Annotated in this window: 15 protein-coding genes; 7 read left to right on the top strand and 8 right to left on the bottom strand. The window is 41.5% G+C overall.

The features are described from left to right. Positions 1–3 precede the first annotated feature (3 nt). Positions 4–1,233, top strand: coding sequence for a phenylacetate--CoA ligase family protein (locus FN961_RS10725; RefSeq protein ID WP_144040179.1), 1,230 nt, complete (start codon positions 4–6; stop codon positions 1,231–1,233). 93 nt (positions 1,234–1,326) lie between these two features. On the opposite strand, the gene FN961_RS10720 is transcribed toward FN961_RS10725, so the two are convergent. Continuing rightward, positions 1,327–3,036, bottom strand: coding sequence for a proline--tRNA ligase (locus tag FN961_RS10720; RefSeq protein WP_144040178.1), 1,710 nt, complete (start codon positions 3,034–3,036; stop codon positions 1,327–1,329). A 481-nt stretch (positions 3,037–3,517) separates the two neighbouring features. Between FN961_RS10720 and FN961_RS10715 the strand changes: the two genes are divergently transcribed. Then, positions 3,518–4,009, top strand: a complete 492-nt coding sequence (locus FN961_RS10715; RefSeq protein WP_144040177.1) for a hypothetical protein — start codon at positions 3,518–3,520, stop codon at positions 4,007–4,009. A gap of 118 nt (positions 4,010–4,127) precedes the next feature. Here the strand turns inward: FN961_RS10715 and FN961_RS10710 are convergent, their stop codons facing one another. Next, on the bottom strand, positions 4,128–4,658 hold the full coding sequence (locus FN961_RS10710) for a DUF1697 domain-containing protein (protein WP_144040176.1): 531 nt from the start codon (positions 4,656–4,658) through the stop codon (positions 4,128–4,130). 45 nt (positions 4,659–4,703) lie between these two features. After that, positions 4,704–5,618: a LysR family transcriptional regulator gene (locus tag FN961_RS10705; RefSeq protein WP_185972771.1), complete on the bottom strand. Its 915-nt coding sequence runs from the start codon at positions 5,616–5,618 to the stop codon at positions 4,704–4,706. 113 nt (positions 5,619–5,731) lie between these two features. Here FN961_RS10705 and FN961_RS10700 point away from each other — a divergent pair, with 113 nt between their 5' ends. The 4 genes from FN961_RS10700 (at position 5,732) to FN961_RS10680 (ending at position 9,344) form a co-directional block, all read left to right on the top strand. After that, complete coding sequence (locus tag FN961_RS10700; RefSeq protein WP_144040175.1) at positions 5,732–6,139, top strand: nuclear transport factor 2 family protein; 408 nt, start codon at positions 5,732–5,734, stop codon at positions 6,137–6,139. 683 nt (positions 6,140–6,822) lie between these two features. Then, on the top strand, positions 6,823–8,040 hold the full coding sequence (locus FN961_RS10690; protein WP_144040174.1) for a fibronectin type III domain-containing protein: 1,218 nt from the start codon (positions 6,823–6,825) through the stop codon (positions 8,038–8,040). Positions 8,041–8,540: 500 nt separating this feature from the next. Continuing rightward, the gene (locus FN961_RS10685) at positions 8,541–8,852 is read left to right on the top strand and encodes a hexameric tyrosine-coordinated heme protein (protein ID WP_144040173.1); all 312 of its coding nucleotides are present in this window, start codon (positions 8,541–8,543) and stop codon (positions 8,850–8,852) included. 153 nt (positions 8,853–9,005) lie between these two features. After that, on the top strand, positions 9,006–9,344 hold the full coding sequence (locus tag FN961_RS10680) for a gamma-glutamylcyclotransferase family protein (protein WP_144040172.1): 339 nt from the start codon (positions 9,006–9,008) through the stop codon (positions 9,342–9,344). Here the strand turns inward: FN961_RS10680 and FN961_RS10675 are convergent. From FN961_RS10675 to FN961_RS10665, 3 genes are all read right to left on the bottom strand, one after another. After that, positions 9,297–9,806 (bottom strand): HAD family hydrolase, encoded by a 510-nt coding sequence (locus FN961_RS10675; protein WP_144040171.1) that lies wholly within the window; start codon positions 9,804–9,806, stop codon positions 9,297–9,299. The genes FN961_RS10680 and FN961_RS10675 overlap by 48 nt on opposite strands. Before the next feature lie 100 nt (positions 9,807–9,906). After that, positions 9,907–11,235, bottom strand: coding sequence for a hypothetical protein (locus tag FN961_RS10670; protein WP_229814672.1), 1,329 nt, complete (start codon positions 11,233–11,235; stop codon positions 9,907–9,909). 565 nt (positions 11,236–11,800) lie between these two features. Next, positions 11,801–11,995, bottom strand: coding sequence for a hypothetical protein (locus FN961_RS10665; protein ID WP_144040170.1), 195 nt, complete (start codon positions 11,993–11,995; stop codon positions 11,801–11,803). Between the two features lie 249 nt (positions 11,996–12,244). On the opposite strand from FN961_RS10665, the gene FN961_RS10660 reads away from it, so the two are divergent. Next, positions 12,245–12,598 (top strand): YbbD-related protein, encoded by a 354-nt coding sequence (locus tag FN961_RS10660; protein ID WP_144040169.1) that lies wholly within the window; start codon positions 12,245–12,247, stop codon positions 12,596–12,598. A gap of 56 nt (positions 12,599–12,654) precedes the next feature. Here the strand turns inward: FN961_RS10660 and FN961_RS10655 are convergent, their stop codons facing one another. Then, complete coding sequence (locus FN961_RS10655) at positions 12,655–14,937, bottom strand: S8 family serine peptidase (protein WP_144040168.1); 2,283 nt, start codon at positions 14,935–14,937, stop codon at positions 12,655–12,657. Between the two features lie 848 nt (positions 14,938–15,785). Further along, the gene (locus tag FN961_RS10650) at positions 15,786–16,325 is read right to left on the bottom strand and encodes an Sbal_3080 family lipoprotein (RefSeq protein ID WP_144040167.1); all 540 of its coding nucleotides are present in this window, start codon (positions 16,323–16,325) and stop codon (positions 15,786–15,788) included. Between the last annotated feature and the right edge of the window lie 276 nt (positions 16,326–16,601).

Genomic DNA, 16,601 nt, shown 5'->3' with positions numbered 1-16,601 from the left:
ATCATGTCACCATTTTATAATTCAAAAGAAGCGCAGCCAGCTAAGTTGAGAGAAACACATTTACTGTCGGATTTAGCTGATTTGTTGTCATACGCTAAAAACAGCTGTGACTATTACCGTCAGCTGTTAGCGGATATTGATGTGAGCGCAGTTAACTCCAGAATGCAGTTATCTAAGCTGCCCATCACTCGCAAGTCAGATCTGATAAAGCTGCAGGCTGCGCAGCGGCCTTTTGGTGGCATGACCCCCAAAGGTGGAGCAGTAGGACGATTGTTTCAATCACCAGGCCCTATCTATGAACCCGAAGGCGATGTTCATGACTGGTGGCGTATGGGGCAGGCTTTTTTTGCTGCAGGTTTTAGGGCGGGAGATACTGTACAAAATTGTCTTTCATATCACCTCACACCAGGTGGGTTTATCATGGATTCAGGTGCCAAAGCATGTGGTTGTACAGTGATCCCCGCAGGGCCGGGACAGACTGACATTCAGCTTGAGATGATTGAGAACTTAGCGCCCAATGGCTACTGTGGCACCCCCTCATTTTTAAATATACTGCTTGAGAAAGCCAAGCTGCAGGGCAAAGATATCAGTGCGATAACCAAAGCTTTAGTGAGTGGAGAGGCATTAACTGCGTCTTTAAAGTCGACTTTTGGCAAGGCTGGAATTGAGGTTAAGCAAGCCTACGCTACTGCTGACATTGGGTTAATCGCCTTTGAAAGTGTCAGTGAACAAGGTTTGGTGGTGGCAGAAGATATTCTGGTTGAAATCGTGCGTCCTGGTAGCAAAAATCCCGTTGCAGAAGGGGAAGTGGGGGAAGTTGTGGTCACCAGTTTTAATCGTGATTATCCCTTGGTGCGCTTTGCGACTGGGGATCTATCCGCTGTATTGGCGGGAGAAAGTGAATGTGGCCGCAGCAATATGCGGCTTAAAGGCTGGTTAGGGCGGGCTGATCAAACCACAAAAGTTAAAGGTCTGTTTATTCATCCGGAGCAAATTGAGCGAATTAGACTGCATCACAGTGGGTTGCATAAAGTGAGGCTGGTAGTTTCAAGTCAAAACAATAACGACACCATATGTTTGCGCTGTGAGCTAGCAGAGGATGCTCTGAGCTCTGCCGATATCTTAGCGATCCAAAGATCAATAAGGTCGGTGACTCAGTTATCTGCCGATGTTGAATTACTGGCTGTGGGCAGTTTACCCGATGACGGCATTGTGATTGAAGATAGTCGCTAAGCTATTTTGATGGGATGACTCTGTCATTTAGCCATAAAAAAACGCCGATGAATAATCATCGGCGTTTTCATTAAGTTTGGTCAGCGATAATGCTTATTGAGCTGACTTTAAGAACTCAACGATTTGATCAAATGGGACTTCTTGCTTCTCACCAGTGCGGCGGTTCTTATATTCGAACACACCTGCATCGATATTACGGTCACCAATGACGACGACGTGAGGCAGACCAATCAATTCCATGTCGGCAAACATCACACCAGCGCGCTCTTTACGATCATCAAACAGCACTTCGATACCAGCATCGTTCAGATCTTTATATAGCTGTTCCGCCATATCTTGAACGCGATGAGATTTGTGCATGTTCATCGGCAAGATACCAACGCGGAAAGGTGCAATTGCATCTGGCCAAGTGATACCACGGTCATCATGGTTCTGCTCAATGGCTGCAGCAACCATACGGCTAACACCGACGCCGTAACAACCCATCAGTAAGGTCTTAGCCTTACCGTTTTGGTCGAGTACGTTAGCGTTCATTGCGCTAGAGTAGTTGTCTCCAAGCTGGAAGATATGACCGACTTCGATACCACGAAGCAGGGCGATAATGCCTTTGCCACATGGGCTAGGCTCACCTTCGATAATGTTACGTAGATCGAACGCTTCAGCCTGTGGAAGATCGCGTTCCCAGTTAATCCCAAACAGATGTTTGTTATCTTGGTTTGCACCCGCGCCGAAATCACTCATCACGTTCACGCCATGATCGATATAGACAGGAATTTCAAGACCAACAGGGCCGATAGAACCAGCACCTGCACCAATCGCTTTACGAATATCAGCTTCGTCAGCAAATTCAAACGGTGCAAGTACCGCTTCAATTTTCTCTGCTTTCACTTCGTTAAGGTCGTGGTCACCTCGAATAACAAGAGCAACTAAAGGTACTTCCTCTGTTGCGCCTTTAACGATAAGGGTTTTCACTGTCTTTTCGATAGCAATGCCGTGTTGCTCAACCAATTCAGCAATGGTTTTTGCATTTGGCGTGTCAACTAAGGTCATCTCTTGTGTGGCAGCTGCGCGAGTTTCTGAAGGCATTGGCGCTTCACATTTCTCGATGTTGGCTGCGTAATCGCTCTCAGTTGAGTAAGCAATTAAGTCTTCACCACTGTTCGCTAAAACGTGAAACTCGTGTGACATGCTGCCACCGATAGAGCCAGTGTCAGCCATGACTGGACGGAACGCTAAACCTAGGCGATTAAGAATATTGCTATATGCCTGGAACATTGTCTCGTAGGTTTCATCCATTGTTTCTTGATCTAAGTGGAAAGAGTAAGCATCTTTCATCAAGAATTCACGTGAACGCATGACACCGAAACGGGGACGTACTTCATCGCGGAATTTAGTTTGAATTTGAAACAGATTCAGTGGCAACTGCTTGTAAGAGTTGACCTCTTTACGCACGATATCGGTGATCACTTCTTCGTGAGTTGGGCCAAGCACGAAATCACGGTTGTGACGATCTTGGAAACGCAAAAGCTCAGGACCAAATTTATCAAGACGGCCTGTTTCAACCCAAAGATCAGCAGGCTGAACCATAGGCATAAGAATTTCAACAGAACCGGCTTTATTCATCTCTTCACGGACAATGGCTTCTACCTTGCGCAGAACGCGAAGTCCTGTCGGTAACCAGCTGTATAGGCCTGAAGCGTTACGACGGATCATGCCGGCACGTAACATTAATTGATGACTGACCACTTCTGCATCTGCAGGGGTCTCTTTTTGAGTTGAAAGCAGGTACTTGCTAACGCGCATTACCGATATCCAGTACTGAAAATAAAATTGGTCGACATTTTATCATCTATCAGGTTTCTGTCATCAAGTTTATTGCCATCCATGGTGGAAGATTTTTTGTCTTCCATTCACCGTGCCTTTGGTTGGTATGGCTCCCTACCTGTATTTTTTGCGTAACACCAGTTCTGCGTGATTATTTTGTCTAATGGGTTGCACTTCTTTGCAGCGAGCATGAGGGCTTGTTCTTAAATATATTGCCTAATACTAATGTTAATAAAAAGTTTAATTAGTTGCCGTTATGATACAAATTCGAACTTGTTAAGTAAAAAAGCGTCATGTAGAGTTAAATCGTAACTGGCTGAATATGTAGATAACATTTCAAGATCGCGAACAGATTTCTATTTCGCATAACGCTTACAGAGGTTGTTTATCATATTCATCTAAATCAATAAATTATACATATTACAAGTGTGGTTTTTTAAATTGATGGAGTAAATTAAACGTGAAATTTAAAAGTATTGCGATAAGTATTATTTTACTTAACTTAGCGGGTTGTATGAGCTTTCAGGCATCGGTTCCTGAGGGATATTCAGGGACGACGGCGAGTGTGAATGATACATATACACACTACACAGGCTCCCAGGCGCATCTTTTTGTGTTAACCCAAGTCGATGAGAACGTCATTGAGAATGCGAGTTATCGAACTCGACTACAAAATATGGGTCGAAAAGAGATAATTACCCCTTATATGGTCAATCGAGCTGTCACTACTGAAGAGCAAGAATTTACCATCGCAGGTTTTGTTCAATTTATGCAAGACGGTCAAACCTTAATCGGCGAGAATATGTTGGTTTCTGGTAACGTATCATTCGATCCAATCGCGAATGAAACATACAGTGTTACCGGTGAACTCAGCAAATATAACTCTACCGTGTGGGTTGAAGATTCAAAAGGTAATATTGTCAGTGATAAAGTTGTGGCTAAAATCTATTAACTAAAAAATAAATCAGCTAGTCAACGATAAATAAGCCGCATAATCGCGGCTTTATATTCTTCCCTTATACTCTCATTCTTGCTATTAACGACTTCTTCCATTATCACGGTGCAGCTTATTAGTCGTTAGTCATGAGACTCATATTGATTGATATTAGTTTTTTGATGGTATTTAGGTTTCGACCCGTTGCCGGTACGCCTAAACAGGACTCGATATTGGCGACCAGTTTAGAGCGGCCAATACCATCAGGGGCATGCAGATAAAATACGCTATCTATTAACTCATAACGCTCAGTCTCTGTCGCTAATGTTAACATTTTTGTTTTATCTATTTTTGGTGCTTCTTGGCAAAAGTAGAAATGGACAAACTTACCTTCAAAACCTTGATAGGGGCAGTTAGTCATAGCGAGTTTGAACTCACTCTCGGTGAGAGAAAGAACTGCAGGCTTGAAACCAAACTGGCTTTCAATTAAATCACCAATCCTCTTTTCAGGGCACTTATCTCCTTGAAGAACAAGATTGCCGCTCTGAATATAAGTGGTGACGTTTTTAAAACCATTGTCTTCCAAGAGACACTTGAGTTCTTTCATGGGGAGTATGTTATTGCCGCCTACATTCACGCCCCTGAGTAAGATGATATATCTGTTCATGAATGTTTCTATTCCTTTAATTAGATTGGTTACAACTTAATATGATTAAGGGCTCTCTTTGTGAGTGTCTAAGTCAATAGCAGAGGGGGATTGCAGTAAGAAGTCGATTAACAACCTAACTCTTTTAGGTAAGTGTTGTCGACTTGGATACAGGAGGAAAAAGGTTAAACTACGGCTGTGCCAGTCAGGCAATAGTTTGATTAATTTTCCCTTTTTTACATTATCTCGAGCAATATGGTCAATAAGACAGCCAACCCCTCGTCCTGATAAAATAAGCTCATTCATAATTCCTGGTGAATTAATTTTATCAAAGTGAGTTGGCTTGCAGTGGTACTTTTCAAGGTCATTTTCTATGGTCAACTCATTATTTGGCATCAGCTGATCGAGTAAAATCCAAGTTTGCTGTTCCAAGTTATCTATCGATACAGGTTTACTCAATGAGTCCAGGTAGGTTGGCGATGCATATAATTGCAATCGGTCATTAAAGATAGGGCGTGCTACAAAACCGTCTTCTTCAATGTTTGCCGCTCTCAGCGCGATATCTATTCGTTCACTAATCATGTTAAGCCGTTCATCCGAGATGACGAGATCAAACTGCACCTTAGGGTAAATACGACTGAAAGCGGACAGCTTAGGAAGTAACCATTGGCTGGTAAAGTCATAAGTAGCGGTGATTCGGATAACGCCCTTAGGTTCATCTTCAGTCAATACATTACTAACTAAATCAAGCGATTCCAATACACTTTGAGCTAAAGGAAGGATTTTTTCCCCCTCCTGAGTTAAGGATAAGTTTCGAGTGGTGCGTTGTAGCAGCCGGACTGATAATAGCTGTTCTAATTTCTTGATCTGTTCGCTAACGGCTGGACGACTTATCCCGAGTAATTTTGCTGCTTTATTGAAGCTACCGCAATCAACCACTGCCGCAAATACTGCCATAGCCTTTAGTTTTGAAAGCTTCATTATTATTCCGTTTTTCGTACCAGTTAAATTGATTTTACCGCTCTTATTTTGTTTTTTAAATTAGCATATAGTAAAAACATACTAAATAACGTTAATAAAATTAGGTTAAGAACATGAAAAATAACACTCAGCAGGGAACCAACTTATCAGTTATCAATAGCTATTTTAATGCGTTAGCTAATGGGGATATGGAGACATTTGCTAGCACGTTTGCAGAAGGGGTGGTTTGGCACCAACCGGGACGCAATAAATTCTCTGGAGATAAACGAAGCTTTAGCGACATTGGAGCCATGATTGGGGGGATGATGGAGGACTCATTAGGAAGTTTCGCGGTAAAGCCGATTACTTCTGCAATGGCTAATGAGGATCTAGTGTCTGTCCCTGTTCACTTTAGTGGTAAGAAAAATAGTGCTGAAATTGATATGCAAGGTTTGGATCTATTTCGTTTGGAGGGGGGGAAAATTATCGAAGTTTGGTTATTCTCTGAAAATCAAAGTAAAGAAGATGCATTCTGGGGTTAAGATATTACCTAAATTGCTACTTTGGTGTTTAGGAGGCATTTTTGGATAGCCTTTAACATCAGCTTAATTAGGTTCGCTCCTTGATTGTATATTATCTGATACGGTGCTGGTGTCGGTATGAAAGCCTATACCGAACCGCATGACTAGTTAGTGTGAGGCTTTAATTTACTGCCTTATTATTCTTTATTTCTGCGGAGTTTTGTCTGTAAATCGATCGATATTGTCGCTAAAAGGTGAGCTGAGTGTTCATTTTTATTCTCTAACAGAAAGGTCTATATCACTCGGTTTACGTTACTTGTTCTTACTCAACTTTTCCTGCTTTTACCCCATTAACCCCTATTTTGCCCTGAGAATATGTTCCATTCAGTCAGCATCAGGCATATACCTTGGCACTCTAAATCGAGTGTTATACCAATCAGTATAAAGATTTGATCGCTCAGCGAGAGTTTAGCGATCCTGAGGCAAGGCAACGAGTGAAGAGCATAGTTATTCTACGGTTAACACAGGATCAGGACTGCTAAAACTCGCCTGTAAGGAGTGTTTTTGGCTGCCTACTTCTGTGTTGAATGAACTCATAAGGGAACAACCATTATGTCATCCATTCGCCTTGAATTAGTTTGCCAAAAAACACTCTGAGTTGATCAACTTCTTATACTGATTGGTATTAGACAAGGAGTCATGGAATGAAAAATAAAATAGCGCAGTATCTACGGCATAAGTCAGTGTCGGTTTTGTTAAGTATCAGAAGCAAGCCTAAGGATTTAAGTAGAGCCATAAAACTCTCGTTGTCTCTGTTACTTCTTTTGGTTTGTAGCGGAGCCAATGCCGCTGGAGGAATTGGTTCTGTATGGTCAACGGGAAGTGATGATAGTGCAATATCGGTCACTTGGACGGTGCCAAGCGGCAATTACAATCACGTCGGTAGCAGCTATAAAGTTTGCTATCGCAAGACACCTACGTTGAATGTGTGTGGTGGTGTGGAAAGTTACACCGCTCCCAACAACTTTACGGCTACGGGCTTGAATTCAGATACTGAATACAAGTTTAAGGTGTGGTGTTACTGCGAGAAGAAAAACTGGCGGGGTAAATGGAAAAATGCCAAGTGGCGTAAGATTGGCACTTATAAACAATCCACGTTACCAGAGCCTGAACCCGATGTGTTGATCAGCAATATATCTGTAGTGGATGTGGCACCCGGAGCATCTAAATATGAAGCTTCTATAGATGTTGAAGTGACCTATACCAACCCAGCAGCATTTGAGTTTGTGCGCACTTGCTATAAAAAGCTGGGCAACATGACTTCAATGAACTCTATTTGTTCTAAAAGAGATCTGCCACCAAGTTCATGGGGTAGTTCTGATCATGGGCGTGGATGGTTGGATGTTGAGCCTGCACCATCAGGATCGATTTTCTCCTTTGGAAGTTTAAAGCAATGCCGTCAATACAAAGTGGTTTCATACGGTTTCTATGATGGTGTCGATAATGGTTTGAAGTTAGGTGAAACCAATGCTCACACGCCAGGGGACTGTAAGGCCAATAAAATGGGCATGGTGATTGTTGATGATTATAGCGAAACAATATTGGTTGAATATGCAGAGATGATCTCCTATCACTATGATGGACATCTATTCCACTATTTAGCTGCCCAATATGATCAGGAGCTTTTTACTGCCCATAAGCTGATGATGGAAGAAGACCGAGTCGATATTGTTCAGCCTAAAGCACTGATGGAATATCTGGTTGGCAGTGAGTCTCAGGTATGGGATAACTGGCAAAATGAGAACCGTTTGCTTGAACAAAGACTCACCCTTGATGCTTATGTCGAAGATAAGTATCCGGAGCTCTATAAAGATATTCTGGATGATATACAGGAGCCTGAACAGCGAAGAAAGGCTCGCTAAATAGATTGAATAACCCAAAAGGGTTGAGCTGATTAATGCAAAAGCCATCAATGGAAGTTGATGGCTTTTTTGTGTGATTAATGATTTTTAAGTGATGTGCTGCATGTACTTTTAAACTTTATACTCAGATAGTGCCAACAGCTAACATATTTGGCATACAAATTCCTTCTCGCAACAAACGGCAAGATGCTATGAATACCTCTAAGAGAAAGTGCAGGTATGGCGCTGCTAGTTGTCGAGGATGGCCAGATAGAGCTTCGCAAAGTTGCTTAGTGACAAAGACCCGTTATGTATAAAACTCTTTATTGACTCTTCAATTGCATCTCTATAATATTGGTATCGATTCGATACTTTTGTGTGTTTTTATTCCGCATTATTATCTGATCAATTTTATAGAGAGGTTAGCCATGTCAATTTTTAAGGATGTGAAACCAAGTTTGATTACAACAATACTAATAACAGAGTATTGATTTATAAATAGAATCTACTGGAGAGCAATCATGAATAATATATTGAAAATAATTGTTTTTTTATCTTTCTTATCAATTGCACCTTTTCAGGCTGCATATGCGGCAGATGAGAAAAAGACTGAAGACTACATGCCAAGTTTGATTACCAAAACTCCACTTGAAGGACGTGAGCTTGCTATGAAAATGGTGAGAAAAACGATTGGGACTATTGTACGAGATCCGAAAGTTAAGATGGCTGTTAGACAAAAATATATAGATAACCCTCAATTGTTAATGTACTCGGCAGAGCTAGTTGCAATAGAGTTTAAAACGATTGCGATTGCAAATAACTATTGGCGATAAGGTTAACGAGTTAACTTTTTGATGAGTTAAGAAGTGAGGCACTCTGGTTTAGAGGGCTTCACGAGTTAGTTTTAGGCTGGATAAACAGAACTAGTTTAGTGCTCCATTGCAGGTTGATTATGCAATGACTGTTATCAGTATTAAGAGGTGAAAATGGAATTATTGTTTTCTTATGGGACTCTGCAACAAAAAAATGTTCAGATAGTCAATTTTGGTAGGGAGTTAGATGGACTTAAAGATACCCTTTCAAAGTATATCGTTAGCAACATAACGATTACAGATGAAAGAGTCATTAGAGAGAGCGGAAAGGATGTGCATTTAATATTAAGGTATACCGGTAACGTTGGAGACGAAGTTACTGGTACAGTTTTCGAGCTGTCGGACAACGAATTAACCTTAGCAGACGATTATGAAGTTGATGACTACAAAAGAGTGCCTGCAGAGTTAAAGTCTGGGTGTATTTGTTGGATATATGCCGCTAAAAATACATAACTCTTTAAGCTTGTTTATCTGTTTAAAACTTTTATCAGTGTGATTATTCTTAAATGTAGGATTGAACCAAATTGCCCCAAGTCCCGCTTCAAGCGCAGGTTTAATATCTTTTTCAATGTTGTCGCCAACCATAGTGGCTTGGTTTGGCGTTACATTTAACTTTTCTATAATGCTTGAATAGAATTCAGCTGAACCTTTGGATAAGCCAAGATTGGCTTTACAAAAATAGCCTGAGATATATTGAGTTAAATCGACACGTTCAAATGCGAGCTTTATGTCATCTTCTGATGAGTCATCGGCGCCTGTAGCGATGTAGATTTGGTTGTGTTGTGAGAGGTAACTGAGCGCTTCTTGAGCTCCTTCAACTGCTTCTATCTGCTCCCAATGGCACATTTTTCCTTGTATGCCAGGGAAGTCGACCATCAGAGTGTCACCCCAATCGAATAGATAAATTTGTTGCATTAGGATTCCATGATTTATTTTAAGGTACTATGTGGATGCATCATGTTATGTAAAGCGGTCGATGTGGTGTCGACCGCTTTTAAACATGGCAGGTTAGCAGCTAAGAAGGGCAGATTTCCCAAGTGATACCATCAGTACTGCATTCATACAACCTGGTGTTATCCTCTTGAAGCGTTGCCCTGGTCCAATCTCCATTACTGTCTTTGTCGACCTGAACAATATTGTCATATTCGCGTTTACGCCAAAGAAAAGTATCGATTAGCACCTCTTCATCCCAGCCTTTTGGTAATAAAGATAGATGATCGATAAGCTCTGTAGCATTTAGCTGTTCAGCCTTATCTTTCAGATTAACCCAGTCAGGGAGGGACTTAAATTCAGCTTGTGCTTCTCTGAAGTGAAATTCGGCGAAATAGTTCTTAGCACCTTCTTTAAAAGAGATGAAATGTTCGCGTACGTTTGGCGCTTTTGCATCATACTCACAGCTCTCGATAGTATCTGAATAGCTATAATCTGATGAGTTGATTAGCTCAAAACGGTTACCATTTTGTTTAAAACTCACCCTTTCAAATGAAGCGCAGCGATAGATGCCATCGGTATTATAGTAAGCATCTTCACGCTGACTAAATTGACCCGATAAGGCTTGGTTGCCCCAAGGTGTATCCACCCGAACTAAGTTACTTAGAGCTATGTCTATATCAGATAAGTTTTCTTTGAGTTTCACCTGTTCGAAACTGTAACCCGTAGCAGTAAAGATCACTGAATCACGGTACCAAGCTTTATCAAAACCAAAGTCAGCATCCTTTTCGCTATCTTGATAGATAACCACACGGATCTCTCGAGAATCAGGGAATTGAGCCTCTAACTTGTTTTTATGGACATAAGAGGCTTTAAGGCCTGTGACAATGGCTTGGGCAATATCATAAGCCTTACTATCGGCATCTGCGATAAAGTCGGCAAAAATTTGCGCCTCAGATAGATTGTAATGGCTGACAAGGTTGCGCATTACGTCACTGATCTCTCGCTTGAGATCCGTTCGCAATTGATTGTTCTGCTTTAAGTTTTCACAACTTAAATCAAGGCTACCTGTTCCCTTTAATTTTTCAGCTATCTGCTGCCACAATACTGAGGTTAATGGTGAGATATTTCGAATATCATCATCAGTTAACGGTGCCACTGTGGGGGGAAGTGACATCTGGTAGGCCTCAGTTACCTCGCCAGTATCTTCATCAATAGCGCCAATAGGCACATCGACATACAAAGTGGCATAAGGCACACAACTGGCTTGCTCTTGGGTGAATTCGAATGAATAACTACCTGCTGCACCTGATATTACTGAAGGTTCATTACTGGTATCGAGAATACCATTGCCGTTTATGTCCAGCCAGACGGTTACGCTAGACACATAGCCATCTATCACCTTGCCTGACATGCCGATAGTTTCAGGCGGTGGCGGCGGAGTTTCTACGTTCTCTTCTGCAGAGTTAGCTCCCCCACCTCAACAGGCAGTGAGTGTTAAAGCAAAAGATGCACTGATTATCCATTTTTCCTAAGCTTGATCATGTAATATCCTTTTTACATTTTTGGTCTTATAACTCGTCTAATGATGGGTTTATTAGTTATATATACTTGTTTCTTATTAAAAACCCGATGGTAATATAAATTGAGGCTGATTTTAAAAGACGTAACCACAAGGGAATATACTACATATTAGGAGTATGAAAGCAAAGTCGAATATACTATTTGGCAACAAAAGTTACACTCTGTGCACATTGTCATTGCTCAGTCTTCGAATGAAGACTGCATATATTTTTTGATTGGATATTAGAACCAGATGAGACACTGTGACGTGTATTGATGCTTATTAATGGGGAGTTTTTTGCCGTCATCCTGAATTTGTTTCAGGATCCAGCTTGCCCTTTAGGTGTTATTTATTTCCTAATAGTGGGGGTATTTATGTATCCGAGTGGAAAACTCACTTTAGGACATTCAGATCGTTAAATGGATGAAACTCCAGTTTTAATCTCTTTTTCTCGCAACACCCAAGCTAACGCTATGGCTTCTTGATCGCTGGCCAGGGGGTTCTGTCTCTCGAGAGCTTCAGTCATGGTTTCTAACGTATCAATTTGTTTTGCACGTCTGAGCTTTAGAAGAAAGTTTAACGTGGTTGGATCTATTTTTTTACTGGACATTAAAAGCCTTGTTAGTGAACTTACAGAGTAAAGGTTAAATGGAAGCTAGTAGCAAATACTTGGTTGCTATACATTTATGTACTTATCGTTACTTGACATTATAGATGTAAAAAGCGGTCTTGTATTAAAAAATATTCAGTTTTCATATTACATTTATAAGACACCAAAATACTGTCGTTAATAAAGGCTTGTTATTTAGTTAATTATATTTAGCCCTATTGAGGCGCTAATTATCATCCTAGGAGTATTATGAAACCGTTAGTGTTGCTTATTGCCTTTCTAATCGTCGGATGCAGTGATGTTGTCGATAGTCACTACTCAACATATAAAGAGGCTTCGAAAAGCCAACTTTTTGCTCGCGGCTGGCTCCCCAATATTCTACCTGAATCAGTAACAGACATAAGTGTCAGTAATGATCTTGACCAAAATACCTCAGTAGGTAGCTTCGTACTTCAACAGCCTGAACTTGAGATTTTCTTATCTCAGCTCAGTAAGGTAGATAGCGAAAGTGATCGCTTTGAATATCAACAAGCTCAAAATGTTTGGGTATTTTCTATTGAAGAGAACGGTCTGGTTAACTACAGGATGTCAGTTAACCGATAGGGTTTCAGTTCACCACAGGCTACAAATAAGTAGCCTGTGGTTTTTAGCACCGTAGATTAATCGGCAAAGGTTAGCCACCAAGTACCGTTGCTTGGGTGGAAGTTAGCGATATCTTGTCTTCCGTCACCATCAAAGTCTCCTAGTACCTGAGTGCTCCAACCACTATTGGTTGAATAGTCACTTAACAGACTTGTGGCGAAGGAACTGCCGCTTGATTCTGATAACCACCAAGTGCCGTTACTTGGGTGGTAGTTCACGACATCATCTCGCCCATCACCGCTGATATCCCCTGCAAGTTGAGATGACCAGCCGCTGTTAGTGCTAAAGTCCGCCCACTTATCGGTAGTAAAGTTGCTGCCCAGTGAATAAGAGACCCACCAAGTGCCATTGCTTGGGTGGAAGTTGGCAATATCGCTCAGACCATCATTGTTATAATCCCCAGCAAGTTGAGATGTCCAGCCACTGTTGGTGCTGTAATCTGCCCACTTAGATACACTGAAGCCAGAGCCTGTAGAGCGGGCTACCCACCAAGTGCCATTACTTGGGTGGAAGTTGGCGATATCATCTTTACCATCACCGTCGTAGTCTCCAACAATTTGGGTAGTCCAGCCGCTATTAGTTGAAAAATCCGCCCATTTAACGGTGGTGAATCCTGAGCCGGTTGATAAAGCTACCCACCAAGTGCCATTACTTGGGTGGAAGTTGGCGATATCATCTTTGCCATCACCGTTGAAGTCGCCGGCAACCTGAGTTGTCCAGCCACTATTGGTACCGAAATCTGCCCATTTGGCAGTGGTAAAACTGGTGCCATTTGACAAAGATACCCACCAAGTGCCGTTGCTGGGATGGAAGTTAGCGATATCGTCTTTGCCGTCACCGTTATAATCGCCAACAACCTGTGATGTCCAACCATCATTGGTGCTGTAATCTGACCATTGAGTGGTGTTGAAGTTTGAACCAGTAGAGCGTGATACCCACCAGGTACCATTACTTGGATGGAAGTTGGCAATGTCATCACGTCCGTCATCGTCAAAATCGCCGACCACTTGTGATGACCAGCCGTCGTTAGTGCTGAAATCTGCCCATTTCTGTGTCACTGACGGTAGAGTCGGTGGTTGGGTGCTTAGTTTTGAATACAGCAATACATTGGGAGAACCTGTGCCAACATTACCGATAACATTTGGCGTGCCGTTGGTGGTCAGAGTATTGAGCACCATAGCTGGCGTTGCCGTTGGAGATTGCTGCAGTATCAGAGCGGCAACACCGGCAACATGGGGAGAAGCCATAGAGGTGCCACTGATGGTATTGCTTGCTGAGTTGGATGTGTGCCAAGTTGAGGTGATGGATGAACCCGGTGCAAAGATATTGACGCATGTACCAATGTTTGAGAAGCCAGAGCGTTGATCTGTCGATGTCGTAGACCCAACAGTCAGTGCATTGGCAGCCCCCGCTGGAGAGCGGGTACAGGCATTGGCACCATTATCGTTGCCTGCTGCAACAACAAACGTTATCCCGCTAGCAACGGCTGCATTGACCGCGGCATCAACGGCTGCTGAACTCGGGCCACCTAAGCTCATATTGGCAACCGATGGACCACTCGCATTACTGGAGACCCATTCTATACCTGAGATCACGCCAGAATAGGTACCACTTCCAGAGCAGTTCAGCACTCTAACACCCACCAAATTGACGTTTTTCGCCACGCCGTAAGCGCTACCGCCTATGGTGCCTGCCACATGGGTTCCGTGGCCATTACAGTCACTCGCATCGTTATCGTTGTCGATAAAATCCCAGCCGCTTGAAGCTCTGCCGTTAAAGTCATTATGGGTGTTACGAATACCAGTATCGATGACATAAGCAGTCACAGAGGAACCATCTTGATCATATTGATCATATTGATAGAGATTGTTTAGGGGTAAATTACGTTGATCAACTCTGTCTAGTCCCCAGGTTGGATTAGGTTGATCTGTTTGTGTTGTGATCACTGGTTCAATCGTGAATTTCCGATCTTGCTCAATAAAGTCGATATCAGCTTCTTTACGAAGTGCTTCTATTTGCGCATCGTTGGCGATAACCAAAGCACCATTCAAACTGGATTTATATTGCTTAATAACATTAATAGAGTGTTCGGCACTCATTCGACTTACCAATTTATTAAATGATTGCTTGGATTTTGCAGTATCTTTTTTAAACACGACGATATATTGGTTATCGATAGCAGTATTTTTATCAGCAAGAATAAGCCTTGCATCGGCCGCCATCCCCTGTGAAGAAAACAGAGATATTGTCGCTGCAGTAAAACCAAGTCGAATTGATTTAGTAAATAAATTTAGTTTCATTAGATTCCATCCTTTGATTATTGCTAGTTTAGTCAATAAGCACTAGTTACAAAGTGTTAAGAGGTGATAGAAGTTATCTCCCACCTTTCTAATCAACCTTGTGTTTAAACATTTCCAAATGCTTAAGCTGGGCTTTATATTACACATTGTATTGTTTCAGCAATATTAACCTAACACAGTGAAAAATCATTAATGTACATAGTCGAATGAGGATTTATGACTGAGTATTGCTATTTAACTGATATGAAAGGGTAAGGTTGAGTGTAAATATTTAAGATTCAAACTAAAGTGTTATACATAATTCAAACTAACTTGCGAATAATCTTGGAATTAAAGTTTAAATGGTTTTTTGGGCTGAATTTTATAAGTTGTAACCTTTGTTCCACTATTAAAGAAGTAATAGAATGGGGCTTGAAGGTTAATTAGTTGAGCTCTTAATTGTGACTTATAGCTTTCAATGAAGTATATAGAGATATTATGAGGTTTAAGTAGAGGTTTTACTCTTTTCACTACCCTTGTTATAAACATCAGAAATCTAGGTATTTACAAACTAAAGCTATCCACCACGGTGAATATGGCATAGCCATGTGATTATGAACGAGAAGCATGGATGCTGAACTGGCAACTAAACATGGACGTTATTGAACACGGAGAACCACGGAGAGAAGCCACTGCCCGAAAGCTTGTGAAAACCTCCAGCTTTTCTCCGTGAACTCTGTGGAGCGTAGCGCTCCGTGGTGAGACTGCCTTTTCTTAAACAATCTAAACTAAAGCTTTTATTACGGAGAGTAACGGGGGAGGAGAGGAGAAAGAGTGAAAACCACATTCACTCTTATTCACTGTTCTAATTAAAGCGAAGTCTTATTAGTTATTTTCTCGCAGTCATAAGCACAAGTTATTGCAGGTTTGGGGCTTTTATCTTTGCCATGCTCTAATTTATGTTCAGCATCTTGTATTGAGATTTTTTGGAAGAATACTTCCATAATGATGTTAAGCCTCTCCTCTGCATCTCCAAACTTATCAAAACCACCGTACCTTACTGAATCGAAATCAAGGTGAGCCACCTTGTTTCCTTTGTTATCAGTAACGTCTAAGTTTACGTAACGCATATAAGTTGCAATATCCCACCACCAGTTAGCGTTGAACTCAAACATAACTTGATCGTCATCTAATTGAGCACTTGGACTTGCAGTTTCCTTAGATACTTTATAACCGTTATCAACCATCCAGCCAGTGACAATATTCCTAACCTGTGCCGTTTGTTTTGAATCGTTTGTCATAACGATCTCTTTATCAAAGTTTGAATCCATTTGCTTTAACTCTGTTAGGCCATTGCTTGAACAGCCCGTAGCAGCAAGTAAAAACAAACCTAGTAATATCTTTTTCATTTTATTCTCTTTTTAATGTGTTAAGGGGCTTTACACGACTAAGTACACAACAATCTATTGAAAGTTGCGAATGATGATAACAGGTGGCTGACAAGTCACAATCAATTTGATTGGATTTACTCTATAAACATTGATTATAATCAATTGATTACGAGTAATTGGCTGTTGAAATCGAAGCCCTCGAACTCTCCTACACCTGTTCAATAATCTCTTCGATTCGGCCTTACTGTTGTTATCGCCGTCAATTAGCGATACATCTTGATGCAAACTACTCTT

Source organism: Shewanella hanedai, assembly GCF_007197645.1.
In the GTDB taxonomy this organism is placed as follows: domain Bacteria; phylum Pseudomonadota; class Gammaproteobacteria; order Enterobacterales; family Shewanellaceae; genus Shewanella; species Shewanella hanedai.
The sequence above is the reverse complement of the archived record's forward strand: the minus strand, read 5'-3'. Positions and strand labels throughout refer to the sequence as shown.